This is a genomic window from Streptomyces sp. NPDC030183 (genome assembly GCF_055573455.1).
On the sequence record NZ_JBVIBK010000030.1, the window covers coordinates 66695 to 86652 of the forward strand.

Here is a 19958-nt window from a genome sequence, read left to right on the forward strand (position 1 = left end):
GCTGGTGCCGGACGTGGTCGCGGACGGCCTCCGGGTGCTGTTCTGCGGTATCAACCCGGGCCTGATGACGGCGGCGACCGGCCACCACTTCGCGCGGCCCGGCAACCGCTTCTGGCCGGTGCTGCACCTGTCCGGCTTCACTCCGCGGCTGCTGAAGCCGTCCGAGCAGGGCGAGTTGCCGGCGTACGGACTCGGCATCACCAACGTGGTCGCCCGGGCGACGGCGCGTGCCGACGAGCTGACGGCGGAGGAGTACGTCGAGGGCGGTCGCCTGCTCACCGCCAAGGTGGAACGGCTGCGGCCACGGTGGCTCGCGGTGGTCGGTGTGACCGCGTACCGGGCGGCGTTCGGCGACCGCAAGGCCGTGGTCGGCCCGCAGGAGCGGACGATCGGCACGACCCGGGTGTGGGTCCTGCCCAACCCCAGCGGCCTGAACGCGCACTGGACGGCGACGACGATGGCGGAGGAGTTCGCCCGGCTGCGGGTGGCGGCCCAGGACTGAGGGCCCCGGGACTCAGGGGCAAGCGCTGAGGGTCGGACGATGAGACTCAGGGCGGATCCGTCGCCGTTATCAGGGCGACGAGTTGGAACGGCAGCTCCTTGTCCCACTGGGAGACGCCGAGGGCGACCCAGCGGCCGTCGACCTGCCACAGGTGCACATCGGGGACGTGCGCGCTGAGCACCGCCCACGGCTCCGGTATGTCCTCTCCCTCCAGGGAACGCTCCTGGACGCTCCAGAGGCTGAGCACGTCCGGCGCGCCCCAGCGCTCGGCCAGCCGCTCCGACAGGGCGTCCCGGTCCGCCTCGTACTGCTCCTCGGTCTCCTCCCTGCGGGTCCCGTCGTCCTCCCAGAAGTCGGCGCTGGTCTGTAATGCGGCGAGGTGGTGGTCGGGCCCGCCCGTGCACGTGTCCGACCGGCCGGGCTCCGCGGGGAACTCGGCGGAGCACAGCCGCTCGATGAGGGCGAGGTGCCGCGTGATGCTCATGCGTCCAGTAAAGCGGGCACCACTGACAATTGGCGGCCCGTCAGCGGCGGCCTCGGCGAAGGCGTACGGGCTTGCGGAGGCCCACCGGCAGGCCGGCCGGACGGGCTCGGGGGCCGGGGTGGGCGCGGGTCCGCAGGTCGGGCTCGGCAGACACTCGCCGGGGTCCCCCTCGACGAGTACGATCCGGCAGACACGCGCGCTAGCTGGGAGGACGGACGTTGGGGCAGCTGACCGGCGGGGATCCCTCTCTGCTCCGGAGAATCAACTCGGCGGTGGTGCTGCACGCGCTGCGCGCCACGGATCACGCGACGCTCACCGAGATCACCCGGGTCACCGGGCTGTCCCGGCCCACGGTCGAGGGCGTCGTCGAAGGGCTGGTCGAGGCCGGGCTGGTCGTCGAGCGGGCCGCCGACGAGGGAGCCGCCCGGCGCCAGGGCCGGCCGGCGCGACGGTACCGGTTCCGGGCGGAGGCGGGGCACCTGCTCGGACTGGAGGTGGGCTCGCACGGTGTCACCGCGCTGCTCGCGGACCTCGACGGGCGGGTGCTGGGCTCGCTGGCCAAGGACGTCGCCGAGACCGCGGCGGCGGACGAGCGGCTGGAGCGGCTGCGCGCGACCGTCGCGGAACTGCTCCGCAGGGCCGGTGTCTCGCGGGACTCGCTGCGCGCGGTCGGTGTGGGCACCCCAGGCATCGTGGAGGCCGACGGCACCGTACGGCTGGGCACGGCCCTGCCGGGGTGGACGGGGCTGAACCTGGGCGAGCGGCTGAGCCGTTCCTTCAAGTGCCCGGTCCTGGTGGAGAACGACGCCAACGCCGCCGCGGTCGCCGAGCACTGGAAGGGGGCGGCCACCGAGTCCGACGACCTGGTGTTCGTGCTGGCCGGGCTGAGCCCGGGGGCGGGTTCGCTGATCGGCGGGCGGCTGCACCGGGGCTACGGGGGCGCTGCCGGGGAGATCGGCGCGCTGCACCTGCTGGGCCGGGGGGCCACACCGGAGGCGCTCCTGTCGACCACCGGGGAACCCCTGCATCCGCTCGACGAGCAGGCCGTCGCCGAGGTGTTCAAGCACGCGCGCGAGGGCGACGAACGGGCCCGCGCCGCGGTGGAGCGGTTCATACAGCGGCTGGTGCACGACGTGGCCGCGCTCGTGCTGGCGCTCGACCCGGAGCTGGTCGTGGTCGGCGGGTGGGCGACCGGCATCGACGACGTCCTCGACCCGCTGCGGCACGAACTCGCCCGCTACTGTCTGCGCCCGCCCCGGGTGGCGCTGTCCCGCCTCGGCGAGACGGCCGTCGCCACAGGCGCGCTGCGGCTGGCGCTCGACCATGTCGAGGAGCAGCTCTTCGCGGTGGAGGGCACGGTCACGGCCCGGCGCTGAGTTCGGAAACGCCGCGCCCCGGCGTGTCCGGGGCACGGCGGATGCGGCTCAAGGGGCGGCCCGCGGCCTCAGGACGCTCGGCGTTCCGGGCCGTGGTGGATCTCGACGCCGCCCGAGGCGCCGAAGGTCAGACGGCAGGTGTCGGCGCGGTAGGTGGCCAGGGAGACGGCGGCGGCGCGTCCCCCGGCGAAGAAGCGGGTCGTCACGACCAGGACGGGCGCGCCCGGCAGCCGGTCCAGTTCCTTCGCGTCGTCCGCGCGCGCGGAGCCCAGCTCCACCGAGCGGTCCTGCGCCTCCAGCTCCAGCCGCTGCAGCTCGCGCAGCACCGCACGCGCGCGTGCCGCGCCGGACGGCGCGTCTATGGCGGACAGCGCGGGCACCGAGGCCGCGGGGATGTACAGCAGCTCGGCGGCCACGGGCTGGCCGTGGGACATGCGGGAGCGGCGTACGACATGGACCTGCTCGCCGTGGAGGGTCTCCAGGATCTCCGCCACCGCGGTGGGGGGCACCGCCTCCGCGCAGTCCACGGTCTGCCAGGCGTCGTCGCCCGTACCCGGCCAGGCGTGCTGCTCGCCACCGACGGAGACGCCCACGCGCGGCGGGGCCACGGTGGTGCCGACTCCGCGCCGGCGCTGGAGCCGGCCTTCCAGTTCGAGCTGTTCCAGCGCCTGCCGGAGCGTGGCCCGAGCGACGCCGAAGCGGGCCGCGAGGTCCCGTTCGTTGGGCAGGATCTCGCCCACCGAGAACTCGGAGTCCAATGCCTCACTGAGCACGGTCTTCAGGTGCCAGTACTTCGGTTCCGGCACCGATTCGAGCTGCTGGGTCCCCACCCTGTCCTCCGCTGCTTCGCCGTGTCCCGGCGGCGTTTTTAGCGCCCTTGTTTATTAAAGGTTGTTGCACTTTCTTGCGACCATAGGCCCGCCCCCACCCTTGGTCAAGACCAATCCTGGAACGCCCGGGCCGTCCACCGGGTGCGGTGTGGCACAGCGTTCACGGAGGCTTCATGACGGCATGACGGACCGCCGTACGACCGATCGTCAGACGCGTCGTACGGCGGTCCACCGGCGGGCACTTGACGGCCCACGGGCGCTCGGCTGCCTCCTACCGGTCACCGCTCCCGGTCGAGCGACAGGGAGAGCAGCTTCTCCGGGTTGCGCAGGATGTGGATGCGCTGGATCCGCCCGTCGGCGACGTCGAGCTGGAACACCGAATCGGGCTTGCCGGCGACGAGGACGACCAGCGCGAGGCCGCCGTTGATCTCCATGAGGCGGAACGCGGCGTCCTCGATGCCCTTGCCGGACACGCCGTGCAGGAAACGCCCCACCTTGTCGGCGGACTCGATGATCCGCACCGGGGCCTTGGCGAGACCGCCGCTGTCGGCGACGAGGCGGACGTCGGGGGCGAGCAGCGCCATGAGCCCGTCGAGGTCGCCGCCGGCCGCCGCGGCGAGGAACCGCTCGGTCAGCTCGCGGCGTTCGGCCGGGTCCACGTCGTAGCGCGGGCGCCGCTCGTCGACGTGTCGGCGGGCCCGTCCGGCGAGCTGGCGCACGGCGGGCTCGGTGCGGTCGAGCATGCCGGCGATCTCGGCGTAGGGGTAGCCGAATGCCTCCCGGAGCACGAACACCGCGCGCTCCAGGGGCGAGAGGGACTCCAGGACGACGAGGACGGCGAGGGAGACGGTGTCGGTGAGCACGGCGCGTTCGGCGGTGTCCGGGACGGTCGCCTCGTAGTCGGTGGCGTACGGCTCGGGCAGCCACGGGCCGGGGTACGCCTCGTTGCGGGACTGCACCTGGCGGAGCCGGTCGATGGCGAGGCGCGTCGTCACACGGACCAGGTAGCCGCGGGGTTCGCGTACGTCGGACCGGTCGGCGCCGGTCCAGCGCAGCCAGGCTTCCTGGACCACGTCCTCGGCGTCGGCGACCCGGCCGAGCATGCGGTAGGCGACTCCCATGAGGACGGGACGGTGCTCTTCGAAGACGTCGGTCGCGGTGTCAGTGGTCACCGTCCCATCCCATCCGACGCGCGGGCCGGTGTCCAGGGCGTTTGTTACCCACCGGGACTACCCGTCAGTAGCGGTTGCTGACAAGCTGTCTAGGAATGCCGTACGACTCCGCCGTACGACCGCGCGCCCCAGCCGCACAGACGAGGAGCTGCACCATGTCCGCCACGGTCTCCTTCCAGGTCCCCTCCCCGCTCGGTCCGCAGTCCGTGACGGTCTCCTACGCGCGCGAGGGCACCGGCGAACCGCTGCTCCTGCTGCACGGCATCGGCCACCACCGGCAGGCCTGGGACCCGGTGGTGCACCTGCTGGCGGCCGAACGCGAGGTCATCAGTGTGGACCTGCCCGGGTTCGGCGCGTCCCCCGGACTCCCGGACGGCCTCTCCTACGATCTGCCCACGACCACCGCCGTGTTCCGCGCCTTCTGCGAAACGCTCGGCCTCGACCGCCCCCATGTCGCGGGCAACTCCCTCGGCGGTCTGCTCGCCCTGGAGCTGGGCCGCGAGAAGCTCGTCCGGTCGGTCACGGCGCTGTCGCCCGCCGGGTTCTGGACCGAGGCCGAGCGGCGTTACGCCTTCGGCATCCTGCTCACGATGCGCCACCTCTCACGGCGGATGCCGCTGCCGCTGGTGCGGCGCCTGTCGCGGTCGGCGGCCGGCCGGGCCGCCCTGACGAGCACCATCTACGCGCGCCCGAGCCGCCGTTCACCCGAGGCCGTGGTCGCGGAGACGCTCGCGCTGGCCGGGGCCACCGGGTTCGACGCGACCCTCCGGGCGGGCGGCAGCGTCCTGTTCACCGACGACGTCCCGGAGCTGCCGGTCACCGTGGCCTGGGGCACCCGGGACTGGCTGCTCGTCCCGCGCCAGGGCGTCCGCGCCAAGCGGATCATCCCCGGGTCCCGGCTGGTGCGGCTGCCCGGCTGCGGCCACTGCCCGATGAACGACGACCCGGCGCTGGTGGCCCGCGTCATCCTCGACGGCAGCCGCTGACCCGGGGCGCGCCACAAGGGGCCGGCCGCGCGGGACCTTCACCACGCCCCACAGCCCCGAGCCGAGGGCGACCCCCGCACCCACCAGGGCGCTGCCCGCGGCCTGGGCGGCGCCGTAGGAGCCGGTGCCGACGAGGGGCGCGGTGCAGGCGGCGGCCACCGGGATGAGGCCGGAGAAGAGAGTGGCGCGCTCGGCGCCGATGCGCCGCATGCCCATGTACCAGCACACGAACCCGATGACGGTGACGACCGCCGCCTGCCACACCAGCGCGGCGGTCTCCGTGCCGTCCGGACGGCGCAGCCAGGCACCGCCGTCGACGAGCAGCCCGACGGCGGCCGACTCGACCGCGGCGACGCCGCACACGGTCGCCGACAGCAGCCGCGCCCCGAGCGGCCGCAGCACCGGCACGGCCAGGACCGCGAAGCCGACCTCACCGGCCAGCGCGCAGACGGAGAAGGCGATCCCGATGCCGTCCGTGCGGCCCCAGCCCTGCACGGCGAACGCGCCCGCCGCGACCAGTGACGCCCCGTACAGGACCGTCCGTCGGGGGCGCCGTCCCTCCAGCAGGGGCACCAGCACGGCCACGACCACCGGGGCGCACCCCACGAAGACCCCGGGCACGGCCGGTTCCGCCGTGCGCTCGGCGGCGAGCACGGCGAGGTTGAAGCCGACCATGCCAACCGCCGCCAGCAGCGCCAGCCGCAGCCACTGCCGGACGGTGAGGTGGCGCAGCGGTGCCGTGCCGCCCCGGCCCAGGAGCGGGAGCAGCAGCAGGCAGGCGAGCCCGTAGCGGAGGAACTGGCCGCCGGCGTACGGGTAGGCGCCGAGGAGGCTGTTGGCGGTGAAGGAACCGCCGACGAGGACGCAGGCGAGGGCGGCGAGCAGGGCTCCGCGAGCCGTGGTGGCGTTCATGGCCGTGACGTTAGGGACGCGGGCGGCCCGGTTTAAGGTCCACTTCCATGACGTCATCGGGGACCAATTCACCGCCGGACGCCTCCTCTTCGGACGGCGAGGGGTCCGTTCCCTGGGCCGCCGCCTGGGAGCTGCTGCTGCCCGTCGCCTCCGCGCCCGCACGCGCGCGTGGACGCACCCTGCAGGCGGCGCTGCGGGAGGCGATCCGCAGCGGGCGGCTCGCGCGGGGGACCAGGCTGCCGTCGAGCCGGGACCTGGCCGTGGATCTGGGGGTGTCGCGCGGCCTGGTGACCGAGGCGTACGAGCAGTTGGCGGCGGAGGGGTATCTGCGCAGCGGCCGGGGCGCGGGGACCTGGGTGGGGGCCGCGGTCCGTGCCGCGCCGCCACGCGCGCGTGATCTCGCTCCCCGCTCCCCCGGTGCCCGCGCCGACTTCGTTCCCGGGACACCCGACCTGTCGCTCTTCCCGCGCGCCGCCTGGGCCGCCGCACAGCGCGGGGTGCTCACGGAACTCCCCCACGACGCGCTCGGCTACCCGGACCCGCGCGGGCTGCCCCGGCTGCGCACCGCCCTGGCGGGACTGCTCGCCCGGCGCCGGGGTGTGGTCGCCGACCCGGAGCGTCTGGTGGTGGTCTCCGGGGTCGCCCAGGCGATGACCCTGCTCGGGCTGGTGCTCCACGCGCGCGGAGAACGGGACTTGGGCGTCGAGGACCCCGGCAGCCCGGAGCACGCGTCCCTGTACGCCGCCGCCGGGATGGGCACGGTGCCGCTGCCGCTGGACCGGGCGGGGCTCGCCGTGGCTCCGCTGCGGGACTCGGGGGTGCGGGCGGTGGTGACGACGCCGTCCCACCAGTTCCCCTCGGGCATCGCCTACTCGGCGCGGCGCCGCACCGAGCTCCTCGACTGGGCGCGGTCGGTGGACGGTCTGATCGTCGAGGACGACTACGACGGCGACTTCCGCTACGACCGCGCCCCTGTGGGCGCCCTCCAGGGACTCGACCCCGAGCGGGTCGCCTACACCGGCTCCGTCAGCAAGTCGCTCGCCCCGGGGCTGCGGCTCGGCTGGCTCCTCGTACCGGCGGCGCTGACCGAGGAGGTCGTCGCGCGCAAGCGGACCATGGATCTCGGCCATCCCATTCTCGACCAGGCCCTGTTCGCCCGGTTCGTGGAGCGCGGCGACTACGACCGGCAACTGCGCCGCTGCCGGCGGGCCTACCGGGAACGCCGGGACACCCTGGTGGCCGCCCTCACCGAGCACCTGCCCGGCACACGCGTGTCCGGGATCGCCGCCGGGCTCCATGTGATCGCCACGCTGCCCGAGCGGTACGGGCCGTGCGACCGTTTCGTGGAGCGGGTCACGGCGGCGGGCGTCGCGGTGCGGGAGCTCGGGCGGTACGGGCGCGTGCCGGACGACCGCCCACGGCTCGTCCTGGGCTACGCCCACCTGCCGTCGGCCCGGATCCGGGAGGGTGTACGGCTGATGGCGGAAGCGGTCCGTTAGGACCCGTCGCGGCTGACGGGGCAAGCGGTCCGTTAGGCCCCGTCGCGGCCGATGGCGCAAACGGTCCGCTAGGACCCGTGGCGGCCGATGGCGCAATCGGTCCGCTAGGACCCGTCGCGGCTGATCCCGACTGCCGCCGCCGGCCGCGCGACACACCCCGCGCGTGCCTCGCGGCGTGCTTCCCCCGCGACCCCGGTCAGTTGTTCACTTGTCGTTTCCGCGTGCGCCTCGGCGCACCAGTACTTGTGGCACTGCGCATTGGCCGAATCCGCCCCAGGAGGCTCATTCATGTCACACCGTCCGCCGATCTCCCTGCCCGGCCGCCGCAGTGTGCTGCGCGGTTCCCTGGCCGCGTCGGCGGCCCTGGCCCTCCCCGGCTCGCTCGCCGCCGCTCCAGCCTTCGCCCTGTCCGGGCGGCCGCGGGCCGGTTGGGGTGTGCAGGCCGGAGACGTGAGCGCGCACTCCGGTCTGGTGTGGGTGCGTGCGGACCGGCCGGCGCGCATGATCGTCGAGACGTCCGCCACCGAGGCGTTCCGCAACCCGCGCAGATGGCACGGCCCGCTGCTCGGCGCCGGCACCGACTTCACCGGGACGACCCGGCTGCGCGGTCTGCCGGCCGGCGAGCAGATCCACTACCGGGTGCTCCTCGCCGACCCCGACGACCCGCGCCGCACCGGCGAGCCGGTGACGGGCACGTTCCGTACGACGCCGCTGAAGCGGCGCTCCGGGGTGCGGTTCCTGTGGTCGGGCGACCTGGCCGGGCAGGGCTGGGGCATCAACCCGGACCGCGGCGGCTACCGCGTCTTCGACGCGATGGGACGGCTGGACCCGGACTTCTTCCTGTTCAGCGGTGACACCATCTACGCCGACGGCCCGATCGCCGCGACGGCGACGCTGCCCGACGGCGGGACCTGGCGGAACATCACCACCGAGGAGAAGTCCAAGGTGGCGGAGACGCTGGCCGAGTTCCGCGGCAACTTCCGCTACAACCTGCTGGACGAGAACCTGAAGCGGTTCAACGCGCAGGTGCCGTCGATCGTGCAGTGGGACGACCACGAGGTCACCAACAACTGGTACCCGGGGGAGATCCTCACCGACGCCCGCTACACGGAGAAGAGCGTGGACGTGCTCGCGTCCCGGGCGCGGCGCGCCTTCAGCGAGTACTTCCCCGTCTCCACCCTGCGGCCGGGCTCCCGCGAGGGCCGGGTGCACCGGGTGGTGCGCCACGGTCCGCTCCTCGACGTGTTCGTCCTGGACATGCGGACGTACCGCGACGCCAACTCGCCCGGCAAGCAGACCACCGACCCGGTGGGCATCCTCGGCGCCGAGCAGTTGCGGTGGCTGAAGCGGGAGCTGGCGCGGTCACGGGCGGTGTGGAAGGTGATCGCCTCCGACATGCCCCTCGGCCTGGTCGTCCCCGACACCGGCGACGGGAGGCCGAACATCGAGGCGGTGGCGCAGGGCGACCCCGGCGCGCCGCTCGGGCGCGAGCTGCAGATCGCCGAGCTGCTGCGGTTCATCAAGCACCGCAGGATCACCGGGACGGTGTGGCTCACGGCCGACGTGCACTACACCTCGGCGCAGCACTACCAGCCGTCGCGGGCCGCCTTCACCGACTTCGAGCCGTTCTGGGAGTTCGTCTCCGGACCGCTCAACGCCGGTGCCTTCCCGGCGAACGCCCTGGACAACACGTTCGGTCCCGAGCGGGTCTTCATCAAGGCGCCGACCACGGCGAACGTGTCGCCCGCGGGCGGCTACCAGTTCTTCGGCGAGGTCGACATCGACGGTCAAAGCGGCGAGTTGACGGTGCGGCTGCGTGAGCAGGACGGCACGGTGCTGTACACCAAGACCCTTCAGCCGGGGCTCGTCGGGCAGTGATCCGCGCGGCCTGAACGATGGCCGCGGACCTGGCGCACACATCGGGTGGCGGGCGGCTCCGACAGCGGGCCGTCCGCCTCCTTTTCGCAGGTCGGAGTCGATTGTCAGTGGTCGCTTCTACGGTTTTCCCATGACGCGATCTTTGCAGGCCGTGGCCTATACCCGACCCTCCGCGCTGGAGTCCGCGGCGGGCGCGCACCGGCTGGGGCTGGAGACCTCCCGGGGTGCGACCCCGACGGGCTTCCAGGGCCATCCGCGGTTCTTCACGGGCTTCCTGACGTCGCCTCAGGTGGCCGCGGCCGGGCTGCTGGCGGTCGCCGACGTGGCGGCGGCGCGGTACTACCAGCAGCAGCTGCGGGCCTCGCTCGACCCCGTGGTCACGGGCAACGGGGACCGGCTGCGCTTCGAGTCGTTCTCGGGCTGCGGCGGGGTGTACGCCCGCCTCGACGTCCTGGCGCCGGGACTCGACGGCGGCGAGGTCGGACACGGCACGACCAACGTCGACGTCAACAACCCGCTGCGCGAGGCCCTGTCCCGCGTCGGCTCCGACGATCCGCTGCATCTGCGGGTCGGGCCGGACGAGTTGGCGGTGACCACACTGGACGGACCGGTGGTGGAGAAGAAGGTGCCGCTGCCCGACCGCTGGCTGCGGGGTTTCGCCGAGGCCCAGGTGATCGCCGCCGGATTCGATCTGCGGGCCGAGCTGCCGACCGCCGAGGCCGTACGGTTCCTGCGGTCGCTGCCCCGCGGCGGTGCGCGGGGCGCGTCCCGGGGCGCCCAGTGGGTCGTGCCCTCCGGCCGGGCCCTGCGCCCGACGACCCGGCCGGTGCCGGGCGCGGTGTGTCTGCCCGGCCCGGAGCGGCTGGTGGCCCTTCAGCGGGTCCTGCGCCACGCGACCGCGCTGCGCGTCTACGGCCCGCCGGCCGCCGGAGGGGCCGCCCTGGCGAGCGCCTGGGAGGTCGAGCTGCCGGGTATGCGGCTCACCCTCACGCTGTCCCCGGAGGCCGCGCGCGGCTTCTCCGGCGAGGGCGGCGTGCTGGACGCCCTGGCCACCGACGAGGCCGCCGAGGACGCGGAGCTGATCTCGGTCCTCCTCGCCTGGGAGCCGCGCATCGACATCGGCGACCTGGCAGCGTCCTCCGGTCTCACCGCCGAGCGGGTCCGGGCCGCGCTGACCCGGCTGGGAACCTCCGGGCGCGTAGGCTACGACACGGCGGAGGCCGCCTACTTCCACCGCGAACTTCCCTACGACTCCGAGCGCGTCGAACGCCGCAATCCTCGGCTGCGCTCGGCCCGTGCCCTGGTGGCCGCCGGAGCGGTCTCCCTGGACGGCCCGCTCGGCACGGTGACCGCGGAGGACGGTCATGTCCACCGGGTCCGCGACGACGCGGGCACGCTGAGCTGCTCCTGCCTGTGGTGGGCGAAGTACCGCGGCGGCAGGGGTCCCTGCAAGCACGCGCTGGCGGTGCGGATGGTCCGCCGGGGCGCGGACACGGCGACCGGCGGGACACCGGCTCCCGTGGGACCGCACAGCACGACGACCGACACGGAACCGAGCGGGACGACCAACGACGGGGGTGCGCGATGACGGCGACGACGCTGATCAACGCGGTGAAGGCGGGGAACACGGGTGACGTCGTCACCCTGGCGGACGGCATGACGGACGCCGAACGACGGGCCTGCGTGCCCGAGTTGAAGCAGCTGCGCAAGAAGCTGCGGTCCGAGCCGTGGACCTCGCCCCACCAGCGCGCCTACCCCGCGCTGCACGCGGCCGGCGCGGCCTGCCAGACGGGCGCGGCGGCGGTGGCCGACTGGCTCGCGGGGAGCGACATGCGCTGGCGGCAGGCGCCGGCCTCGGTCCTGATCGACGTGCTCGGCGACCGTGAGCCGAGCTGGCTCGACGCCCTGGCGCACCGGCTGGCGGAGCGTCCGCTGACCGCGCAGGTGCCGTACGAGCTGATGTCCGGCCTGGTCAAGCTGGCCGGCTGCGCGGTACCGACGTCCGAGAGCTACGTGCGCGGCTGGATGGAGCACATCGGCCGGGCGCGCTGGAAGGCGGGCACCGTCATCGGCAACCTGCGCAAGGACCCGCACCTCACGGAGCTCGTCACCGCCCTGTTCGAGGTCGACGAGATCGGCGCCCGCAGCGACTGGCGGTACGGCGAGGGGCTGAACAACTGGACCTACGCCCTCACCCAGCTCGCCGAGGAGGGCCTCCTCGACCGCAAGGTCCTCGTCGACGGCTGTGTCTCCCGGCTGCTGCGGGGCGGCGGCTCCACAGCCGACAACAAGGTGTTCCTCGGCCTGCTGACCTCGCTCGACCTCACCCGCGACGAGCGGTGCGAGCGGATCGCGGACTGGATGTCCCTCTGCGCGGACGGCACCTCCACGGTGGCCGGGCACGCCCAGTCGGTCCTGGCCGACTTGTCCCTGGACGGCGAACTGGGCGTACGCCGGCTCACCGAGATGTCCCGTGCCGTCCTCTTCCGCACCGAGCACAAGCTCGTCCGCTCCCAGCTGGTCCTCCTGGGCAAGGTGCTCAAGCAGGACCCGTCCGCGGCGGGCGATCTGCTCCCCGTGGTCGCCCAGGCGTTCGGGCACGAGGGCACCGAGGTGCAGGAGCGGGCGCTGAAGCTGGTCGAGCGGCACCTCGGCGACCTGGACGGGCAGGACACCGCGCGGGACGAGATCGTCGCCGCGGCGGCTGACCTGAGTCCGGGCCTGCGGGCCCGCGCGCACGAGATCCTCGGCGTCTCCCCCCTGGAGCAGTCCCCCGAGGCGTACGAGGAGTTGCTCCCTCCCGTCCCCTCGCCGACCGCGCTCCCGCCCGCGCCGGAGACCGTCGCCGAACTCGCGGAGGAGGTCAACGCGCTCCTGGTCTCGGACAGCGATGTCAGTGTCTTCGAGCGGACCCTGGACGGGCTCGTGCGCCACGCGCACCGCGATCGCGAGGCGCTCGTGGAGGCACTCCGCCCGGCGGCGGCGGGGCGCTGGTGGGGGGCGGCGACGGAGACGGAGCACGTCGACCGGTTCTTCGCGGAGTCGCCGCACGGCGTGGAGATCGTCCTGGCGTCGCTGTTCGAGCGGGTCCGCCTGTCCTCCCTGCACCCGGCGCGTCACGACGCGCCGGCGCCCGACGGTTGCGTGCACAGCGGTCTCACCGGGGTCTTCGGCGCCCGGCTGCGGGAGATCGCCCATCGCGTCCGCACCGACCCGCTGCCGTTCCTCCTGGCCACCCCCACGTGGAGCACCGGATCGCTGGAGCCCGGCGAACTGGTGGAGCGACTCGCCACTTACCGGCGTCTCGGTGCCCGGCCGGGTGCGGCCGACTTCGCGCAGGCGCTGCTGCGGGTGCGGCGCGACGACACGGCCGCCCTGGCGACCGCCGCCGTGGCAGCGCGGGAGTTGAGCACGAAGGAGGGCGACCGGTTGGCGGAGTGGCTGGCGACCGACGTGCCCTCGCAGCCCGTTTGGCGCCGCCGTACGAAGGGGCCGAGGGTCCTGGTGGAGTTCGGGGAGCTCCCCGAGTTGCAGAGCGAGTCCTTCCCCCCGGAGTTCCGGCGGCTGGGGCGTCCCTTCGCCCCGTACCAGTCCCACTGGTACTGCCCCCACTGGGACGACTCCGAGTGGCGGCACTGGCTGGCGGTCGTGCCGGGGCGCCCGGAGCTGATGGCGGGCCGCGTGCTGCGGGACCTCTCGCAGGGGGCCATCGAGGACACCGGGGCCGGGTTCTCGTTCCTGCCGACGCTCGCCGAGGCGGAGGGCGAGACGGGCGAGGCCGTGCGGCTGTGCGTGGTGTACGGGCTGGGCGCCAAGCGCCCGGAGGACCGGCTCGCCGCCGTGGACGCCCTGTTGGTCCTGGCGGCCCGGGGGCGGCTCGACGCCGAGCAGACGGGTGCCGACCTCGGGGAACTGGCCGTGTCCGGCTGTGTGAAGCCGCTGCGGATCGCCGAGGCGATACGCACGGCGGCGTCCACCGGCGCGTACGGCACGGCCTGGTCGGTCCTGCGAGCGGCCCTCCCGCCCCTGCTCGCCGAACTCTCGGCCGACCCGGGCGGCACGGGCGTCTCGGGCAACGCCGAAGGCGAGGGCGGGGTCGGGGACATGGGCCAGGACAAGGGCACGGGCAAGGGCACGGGCAAGGACAAGGGCACGGGCACGGGCACGGGCACGGGCACGGGCAAGGCGACCACGCCGGTGCGGGGGCTCGGGGAACTGCTCGCCGTCGCCGCCGAATGCGTGGAGCGGTCCGGGGCACACGGGGAGCTGCCCCACCTCGATCGGGCGGCGGACCGCAGGGGTTCGTCCCGGGTGGTGACCGAGGCACGGCGACTGCGTACAGCGCTGGCGGGCTGACCCCGGCACCACGAGTGACCCCACCTCAGTCATCCAATCTGCAACAAAAGGTACGGAACGCTGCTTTTACCGGCCAGTCACAAAGCGTTCGTGATCACGCAACACCCTTCCTTCACAGTGGGCACATGACTCCAGACATGTCTGATGTGACGCGGGCGCGGAACGGTCGCCCGGTGCGCCACTGGCGGCGGGCCGTGGTCGGCCTCGCCGCGCTCCTCGCGGCGGTGGCGGCGGTCGAGGCGGTGACCGGCCCGGGCGCCCAACACCCCGGCGGCGCGGTGCTGTTCGCCGTCCCGGCGGCCGTTCTGCTGGTCGCCGTCGGATGCCACGCACGGTGGACACGACGCCACGGTCACGCGCCGCCCACGAGCGATACCGACGCCCGGCCGTCGCTCCCCGCGGAGCGGCAGGCCGGGCAGGCCGGGCACGCTGGTCGGGGCGAGGCGGGCGCCGGGGCCCTGGCGGGGGCCACGGTGCTGTGGCGGATGCGGACGACGGTGAAGGACGCACCGGGCTCGCTGGCGGCGCTGTGCACGGCGTTGGCGGACCGCGGGGTCGACATCCTCAGCCTGCAGACGCATCCGCTGGCCGAGGGGACCGTCGACGAGTTCCTGCTGCGGGCGCCCGAGGTGCTGTCCGCCGCGGAGATCAACCGGTCGGTGTCCGACGCGGGAGGCACCGAGACCTGGATCGAGCGCGGCGACACCCATGATCTGGTGGACGCGCCGACGCGGGTGCTCGGCCTGGCGACGCGTACGGCGCTGGACGCCGCGGAGCTGCCGCTGGCGCTGCGGCAGCTGCTCGGCCGCTGCACCATCCGTTCGCTGCCCGCCACCGCCCCCGGCTCGGGCCGGGCCCAGCAGAGCGCCCCCGTCGAGGGGGCCCTGGAGGACACGGTGATGCGGCTGCGGGCGCCGGAGGGCGGGGTGATCACGGTGGAGCGGCCGTATCTGCCGTTCACCCCGACGGAGTTCGCGCGGGCGCGGGCCCTGGTGGAGCTGGACGCGCGACTCGGGCCGCGGATCCCGCGCAGCCAGGACGTGCTGACGCTGCCCGAGGGCAACGACATCATGGTGCGCCGTGCCGACGCCGGGGACCTGCGTGCGGCGAAGGCCATGCACGAGCGGTGCTCGGCGCGGACGTTGAGCATGCGGTACCACGGGCCGGTCGGTGACGCGGACCGGTACCTCAAGCATCTGCTGAGCCCCAGTTTCGGGCGGACGCTCGCCGCGCAGACCGCCTCGGGCCGCCTCGTGGGCCTCGGCCACCTGCTCTGGGACGGCGACGAGACGGAGATCGCGCTGCTCGTCGAGGACGACTGGCAGCGGCGCGGCATCGGCAGCGAGCTGCTCCGCAGGCTGGTGGCCATGGCGGGCGAGGCCGGCTGCGCGAATGTATACGTCGTGACCCAGTCGTCCAACACCGGCATGGTCGCGGCGATGCGGGCGCTGGATCTGCCGCTCGACTACCAGGTCGAGGAAGGGACGCTGGTGATCACGGCCCGTCTGGACGCCGTGACGGCGCAGCGGGCCGAGAGCGCGGAGGGGCCCCCGAGGAGGCGTTGACCTGCCTCGACGGCAAGGAGGGCGATGACCACGGCGCGGGAGCCGGTGACGGGGCTCCCGCGCTCCGCTGTCGGGTGATCACACTCGGCCTCACCCGGGCACGAGGATCACACTCGGCCTCACCCGGGGACGAGGGCCGGTCAGCGGCCGGGCGTCGATCCCAGGCCCACGGGCGGCCTTTCCGCGTCGGCGACGCCGCCCTTGGTGGACGTCGTGGCGGCGGCGCCGCCGCCCAACGCCCCGTCCAGGTCGGCCCACAGGTCGTCCACGTCCTCCAGGCCCACCGACATGCGCAGCAGGCGGTCGCTCACCCCGGCGCCCCGGCGGTCGGTCTCGTCCACGATGCGGTGGCTGATGGAGGCGGGGTGCTGGATCAGCGTGTCCACGCTGCCGAGGCTGACGGCGGGGGTGATCAGCCGGACGCCCGCGATGACGTCGTGGGGGTCGCCCTGGACCTCGAAGGCGATCATGGCGCCGCCGATCCGGGGGTAGTGGACCCGGGCCACGCGGGGGTCGGCGGAGAGCCGGCGGACCAGTTCCGCGGCGGTCGCGGAAGCCGCCCGGACGCGTACGGGGAGGGTCGCGAGGCCGCGCAGGAGGAGGTAGCCGGCGAGCGGGTGGAGGACGCCGCCGGTCGCGAAGCGTATCTGCCGCAGCCGCCCGGCGAACTCCTCGTCGCAGGCCACGACCCCGGCCATGACGTCCCCGTGACCGCCGAGATACTTGGTCGCGCTGTGCAGGACGAGCCGGGCGCCCTGTTCGACGGGCCGCTGGAGGACCGGCGTCGCGAAGGTGTTGTCCGCGAGGAGCGGCACCGAGCCGCAGGAGTGGGCGAGGGCCCGCAGATCGAGTTCGGCCAGGGTGGGGTTGGCCGGGGACTCGACCAGCACCAGACCGGTGTCGGGCCGCAGCGCGTCCGCGACACCGGCCGGGTCGACCCAGGTGACCTCGGAGCCGAGCAGCCCGGCGGTGAGGAGGTGGTCGCTGCACCCGTAGAGGGGCCGTACGGCGACCACATGGCGCAGCCCCATGGAGGCGCGGGCGAGGAGTACGGCGCTCAGCGCGGCCATGCCGCTGGCGAAGGCGACCGCGCTCTCGGTGCCCTCCAGGCGGGCGAGCGCGGTCTCGAAGCGGGCGACGGTCGGGTTGCCGAGCCGCCCGTAGACGGGGGTGCCCTCGGGTTCGGCGCCGTCGACGGCGAACGCGTCGATACGGGCGGCCTCGCCGCGGCTGTCGTACGAGGGGTAGGTCGTGGACAGGTCGATGGGCGCGGCGTGCAGGCCCTGGCGCGCGAGATCGTCGCGGCCGGCGTGCACGGCCTCGGTGTCCAGCGCTCTCGGCGTGGTGCGTGCGGGGTCGTACGCGTGCGTGCTCGCTGAGTTCATGGGCGTCAGGGTGAACATCGGCCGGGTCGGCCGGGGCGTTCTCCGTGCTACGTTCGAGCAATGGCCGAATCTGTCGTACTGGATCCGGTGGACCTCCACCTTCTGCGCCTGTTGCAGAACGACGCACGGGCGACCTACCGCGATCTCGCCGCCCAGGTGGGGGTCGCGCCGTCGACGTGTCTGGACCGGGTGGCGCGGCTGCGCCGCTGCGGAGTGATCCTCGGTCACCAGCTGCGGCTCGATCCGGCCAAGCTCGGGCGGGGGCTGGAGGCGCTGCTGTCGGTCCAGGTCAGACCGCACCGGCGGGAGCTGGTGGGGCCGTTCGTGGAGCGGATCCGGGCGCTGCCCGAGTCGCGGACCGTGTACCACCTCACGGGCCCGGACGACTATCTCGTGCATGTCGCTGTCGCGGACATGGCGGACCTGCAGCGGCTGGTCCTCGACGAGTTCACGTCCCGGCGCGAAGTGGCACGCGTCGAGACCAGGTTGATCTTCCAGCAGTGGGAGTGCGGGCCCCTGCTGCCGCCGGACGCCGAACGAACCACGGCCTGAGCGGCACGGGTCACCCGGGCCGGAGTGCTGCGCCCTGAGCGGAATCCGGCCGCCGTAAGGCTCAACACCCGGTCAAGCAGCTGACGGCGGCGGGTCGGCGTACCAAGATTGTCCGCATGTCTGAGACCAAGAGTCCTCTGCCCCGTGAGGTCGCCGACGCGTATGTCGACGACCTGATCGCCCTCGACCCGCTGACCGGTACCTACCTCGGTGTGAAGGAGAGTTCGAGCAGACTGCCGGACACCTCGCCCGCCGGTCTGGATGCCCGCGCGGAGCTGATCCGGACGACGCTCGCCCGGCTCGACGAGGCGGAGCGGCGACCGGGCGCGGACAGCGACATCGAACGCCGGTGCGCGCGCCTGCTGCGCGAGCGCCTCACCGCCGAACTCGCCGTGCACGAGGCCGACGAGCCTCTCCGCGCGGTCGGCAACATGGTGACGCCGCCGCACGAGGTGCGTGAGGTCTTCACCATCACCCCGGCGGAGACCGAGGAGGACTGGGCGGCGATCGCGGAGCGGCTGCGCGCGGTGCCGACGGCGTACGCCGGGTACCGCGAGTCCCTCGCCCTGGGTCTGGAGCGCAAGCTGTACGCGGCTCCGCGGCCGACCGCGACCTTCATCGGGCAGCTCACCGAGTGGGCGGACACGGACGGCGCGGGGCGCGGCTGGTTCGAGGACTTCGTGTCGGCCGGCCCCGAGTCACTGCGCGCCGAGTTGGACGAGGCGGCCCGCGGGGCGACGCGGGCCGTGGTGGAGCTGCGCGACTGGATGCGCGACGTGTACGCCCCGGCGATCGAGGGCGCCCCGAACACGGTGGGCCGTGAGCGGTACGCCCGTCTGGCCCGCTATTTCACGGGAGCGGACCTGGACCTCGACGAGGCGTACGCGTACGGCTGGTCGGAGTTCCACCGGCTGCTCGGCGAGATGAAGCAGGAGGCGGAGAAGATCCTTCCGGGTGCCGCGACGCCCTGGGTGGCGCTGGCGCACCTGGACGAGCACGGCCGGCACATCGAGGGCGTCGACGAGGTCCGCGAGTGGCTCCAGTCCCTGATGGACGGGGCGATCGAGGCGCTCGACGGCACCCACTTCGACCTGGCCGAGCCGGTGAAGAAGGTCGAGTCGTGCATCGCGCCGCCCGGCGGCGCCGCCGCCCCCTACTACTCGGCGCCGAGCGAGGACTTCTCCCGTCCTGGCCGCACCTGGCTGCCGACGATGGGCGCGACCCGCTTCCCGGTGTACGACCTGGTGTCCACCTGGTACCACGAGGGCGTCCCCGGCCATCACCTCCAGCTCGCGCAGTGGGTGTACGTCAAGGACGACCTCTCGCGCTACCAGGCCACCATCGGCGGGGTGAGCGCCAACGCCGAGGGCTGGGCGCTGTACGCGGAGCGGCTCATGGACGAGCTGGGCTTCCTCAAGGACGCGGAGGAGCGGCTCGGTTATCTCGACGCGCAGATGATGCGCGCGGCCCGGGTCATCGTCGACATCGGTATGCACCTGGAGCTGGAGATCCCGGCGGACTCCCCCTTCCACCCGGGCGAGCGCTGGACGCCCGAGCTGGCCGAGGAGTTCTTCGGCTCCCACAGCAGCCGCCCGGCGGACTTCGTGGAGAGCGAGCTGACGCGCTATCTGACCATCCCCGGGCAGGCCATCGGCTACAAGCTCGGCGAGCGCGCCTGGCTCCTCGGCCGCGAGAAGGCCCGGCAGCGGCGCGGGGACGCCTTCGACGCGAAGGCGTGGCACATGGCCGCTCTCTCCCAGGGCTCCCTGGGCCTGGACGACCTGGTGGACGAGCTGTCCCAGCTGTGATGCGGCGTGCCGGGCCCGCCCCGCCGGGCCCGGCCGACCACACCACCGGGCAAGGCCGGCGAGCGCTGCCCCGGCCGGCCCCCGTTCAGCCCGCCGACGGTCTGACGCGCACCAGACGGAGCCCCGCCCACGGCCCCGCCGGGACGTACGCGGCGCTGATGCCGTACCGTCCGGGCGCCAACTCCACGCGCACATGGTCGGCCGCGGTGGCGGCGCGCCCGGGGCGGGCGGCGTCGAAGAGGACGAGCGGCCCCGGCACACGCCACTCCAGCTCGGGCTCCCAGACGGCGGAGTCGAGAGTGGCCGGCGCCTCGACGAGGAGCGGGTCCTCGGGGCCACCCGCGCCCCCGGGACCGAGCGGACCGTGCTCGGGGCCCGCCGCGTGCCGGCGCACGAAGAGGCCGTGCTCGGGGAGGTACGCGGTGGCGGCCGGTTCGTCGCCCAGTACCAGGGCGCGGGTGTCGCCGACGGGCAGGAGCCCGGCGCGGCCGTCGATCTCGCAGGCGCGGTCGTAGTCGGAGGACGTCTCGTCGCCGTCGGCGCCCGCCCAGAACGGCAGGACCGCCTCCGGCACGGCTATGAGCGGTCCGCCGCTGGACTCCACCCACCGCACCACATCGGCAACCACCGGATCCGCACATCGAGCCATGCCC

The 19958-nt window shown here is 73.9% G+C and carries 15 protein-coding genes and 1 pseudogene; 10 read left to right on the plus strand and 6 right to left on the minus strand.

Translation table 11 applies throughout. The features are described from left to right. The first annotated feature begins 4 nt into the window (after positions 1-4). On the plus strand, positions 5-502 hold the full coding sequence (gene mug / locus ACZ4Z2_RS30875) for a G/U mismatch-specific DNA glycosylase (RefSeq protein WP_468080483.1): 498 nt from the start codon (positions 5-7) through the stop codon (positions 500-502). A gap of 46 nt (positions 503-548) precedes the next feature. Here the strand turns inward: mug and ACZ4Z2_RS30880 are convergent, their stop codons facing one another. Next, on the minus strand, positions 549-986 hold the full coding sequence (locus tag ACZ4Z2_RS30880; protein ID WP_468080485.1) for a hypothetical protein: 438 nt from the start codon (positions 984-986) through the stop codon (positions 549-551). Positions 987-1204: 218 nt separating this feature from the next. On the opposite strand from ACZ4Z2_RS30880, the gene ACZ4Z2_RS30885 reads away from it, so the two are divergent. After that, a complete protein-coding gene (locus ACZ4Z2_RS30885; protein WP_468080487.1) occupies positions 1205-2362 on the plus strand; it encodes an ROK family transcriptional regulator in 1158 nt (385 codons plus the stop codon). Between the two features lie 68 nt (positions 2363-2430). Here the strand turns inward: ACZ4Z2_RS30885 and ACZ4Z2_RS30890 are convergent, their stop codons facing one another. After that, on the minus strand, positions 2431-3192 hold the full coding sequence (locus ACZ4Z2_RS30890; RefSeq protein WP_468080489.1) for a GntR family transcriptional regulator: 762 nt from the start codon (positions 3190-3192) through the stop codon (positions 2431-2433). Positions 3193-3470: 278 nt separating this feature from the next. Beyond that, positions 3471-4364, minus strand: a complete 894-nt coding sequence (locus tag ACZ4Z2_RS30895) for an RNA polymerase sigma-70 factor (protein ID WP_468080491.1) — start codon at positions 4362-4364, stop codon at positions 3471-3473. Between the two features lie 155 nt (positions 4365-4519). On the opposite strand from ACZ4Z2_RS30895, the gene ACZ4Z2_RS30900 reads away from it, so the two are divergent. Beyond that, entirely contained in the window at positions 4520-5350 is an 831-nt protein-coding gene (locus ACZ4Z2_RS30900) for an alpha/beta fold hydrolase (protein WP_468080492.1), read from the plus strand. 555 nt (positions 5351-5905) lie between these two features. Here the strand turns inward: ACZ4Z2_RS30900 and ACZ4Z2_RS30905 are convergent. Beyond that, positions 5906-6319, minus strand: a pseudogene (locus ACZ4Z2_RS30905) (EamA family transporter); the annotation flags it as partial. Between ACZ4Z2_RS30905 and pdxR the strand changes: the two are divergent. The 5 genes from pdxR to ACZ4Z2_RS30930 all read left to right on the plus strand — a co-directional run bounded on the left by pdxR (position 6310) and on the right by ACZ4Z2_RS30930 (position 15560). Continuing rightward, positions 6310-7761 (plus strand): MocR-like pyridoxine biosynthesis transcription factor PdxR, encoded by a 1452-nt coding sequence (gene pdxR, locus ACZ4Z2_RS30910; protein WP_468080494.1) that lies wholly within the window; start codon positions 6310-6312, stop codon positions 7759-7761. The pseudogene ACZ4Z2_RS30905 and the gene pdxR overlap by 10 nt on opposite strands. A gap of 288 nt (positions 7762-8049) precedes the next feature. After that, positions 8050-9639: an alkaline phosphatase D family protein gene (locus ACZ4Z2_RS30915; protein ID WP_468080496.1), complete on the plus strand. Its 1590-nt coding sequence runs from the start codon at positions 8050-8052 to the stop codon at positions 9637-9639. Between the two features lie 130 nt (positions 9640-9769). Further along, complete coding sequence (locus ACZ4Z2_RS30920) at positions 9770-11227, plus strand: SWIM zinc finger family protein (protein WP_468080498.1); 1458 nt, start codon at positions 9770-9772, stop codon at positions 11225-11227. Beyond that, entirely contained in the window at positions 11224-13995 is a 2772-nt protein-coding gene (locus ACZ4Z2_RS30925) for a DUF7824 domain-containing protein (protein ID WP_468080500.1), read from the plus strand. The genes ACZ4Z2_RS30920 and ACZ4Z2_RS30925 overlap by 4 nt, the downstream gene beginning before the upstream one ends. Positions 13996-14132: 137 nt before the next feature. Next, positions 14133-15560 (plus strand): GNAT family N-acetyltransferase, encoded by a 1428-nt coding sequence (locus ACZ4Z2_RS30930; RefSeq protein WP_468080502.1) that lies wholly within the window; start codon positions 14133-14135, stop codon positions 15558-15560. A 140-nt stretch (positions 15561-15700) separates the two neighbouring features. Here the strand turns inward: ACZ4Z2_RS30930 and ACZ4Z2_RS30935 are convergent, their stop codons facing one another. After that, positions 15701-16945, minus strand: coding sequence for a trans-sulfuration enzyme family protein (locus ACZ4Z2_RS30935; protein ID WP_468080503.1), 1245 nt, complete (start codon positions 16943-16945; stop codon positions 15701-15703). Between the two features lie 60 nt (positions 16946-17005). Here ACZ4Z2_RS30935 and ACZ4Z2_RS30940 point away from each other — a divergent pair, with 60 nt between their 5' ends. Together ACZ4Z2_RS30940 and ACZ4Z2_RS30945 are read left to right on the plus strand one after the other, a co-directional pair. Then, positions 17006-17497, plus strand: coding sequence for an Lrp/AsnC family transcriptional regulator (locus ACZ4Z2_RS30940; protein ID WP_468080505.1), 492 nt, complete (start codon positions 17006-17008; stop codon positions 17495-17497). Positions 17498-17613: 116 nt separating this feature from the next. Beyond that, complete coding sequence (locus ACZ4Z2_RS30945; RefSeq protein ID WP_468080506.1) at positions 17614-19305, plus strand: DUF885 domain-containing protein; 1692 nt, start codon at positions 17614-17616, stop codon at positions 19303-19305. A gap of 85 nt (positions 19306-19390) precedes the next feature. On the opposite strand, the gene ACZ4Z2_RS30950 is transcribed toward ACZ4Z2_RS30945, so the two are convergent. Further along, positions 19391-19954: an Imm21 family immunity protein gene (locus tag ACZ4Z2_RS30950; RefSeq protein ID WP_468080507.1), complete on the minus strand. Its 564-nt coding sequence runs from the start codon at positions 19952-19954 to the stop codon at positions 19391-19393. Positions 19955-19958: the final 4 nt, after the last annotated feature.

Excerpts from the sequence above, each read along its gene's own strand:
- ACZ4Z2_RS30880 (WP_468080485.1), bottom strand. The coding sequence starts at position 986 with ATGAGCATCACGCGGCACCTCGCCCTCATCGAGCGGCTGTGCTCCGCC.
- ACZ4Z2_RS30900 (WP_468080492.1), top strand. The coding sequence starts at position 4,520 with ATGTCCGCCACGGTCTCCTTCCAGGTCCCCTCCCCGCTCGGTCCGCAG.
- pdxR (WP_468080494.1), top strand. The coding sequence starts at position 6,310 with ATGACGTCATCGGGGACCAATTCACCGCCGGACGCCTCCTCTTCGGAC.
- ACZ4Z2_RS30915 (WP_468080496.1), top strand. The coding sequence starts at position 8,050 with ATGTCACACCGTCCGCCGATCTCCCTGCCCGGCCGCCGCAGTGTGCTG.
- ACZ4Z2_RS30920 (WP_468080498.1), top strand. The coding sequence starts at position 9,770 with ATGACGCGATCTTTGCAGGCCGTGGCCTATACCCGACCCTCCGCGCTG.
- ACZ4Z2_RS30925 (WP_468080500.1), top strand. The coding sequence starts at position 11,224 with ATGACGGCGACGACGCTGATCAACGCGGTGAAGGCGGGGAACACGGGT.
- ACZ4Z2_RS30930 (WP_468080502.1), top strand. The coding sequence starts at position 14,133 with ATGTCTGATGTGACGCGGGCGCGGAACGGTCGCCCGGTGCGCCACTGG.
- ACZ4Z2_RS30935 (WP_468080503.1), bottom strand. The coding sequence starts at position 16,945 with ATGAACTCAGCGAGCACGCACGCGTACGACCCCGCACGCACCACGCCG.
- ACZ4Z2_RS30940 (WP_468080505.1), top strand. The coding sequence starts at position 17,006 with ATGGCCGAATCTGTCGTACTGGATCCGGTGGACCTCCACCTTCTGCGC.
- ACZ4Z2_RS30945 (WP_468080506.1), top strand. The coding sequence starts at position 17,614 with ATGTCTGAGACCAAGAGTCCTCTGCCCCGTGAGGTCGCCGACGCGTAT.
- ACZ4Z2_RS30950 (WP_468080507.1), bottom strand. The coding sequence starts at position 19,954 with ATGGCTCGATGTGCGGATCCGGTGGTTGCCGATGTGGTGCGGTGGGTG.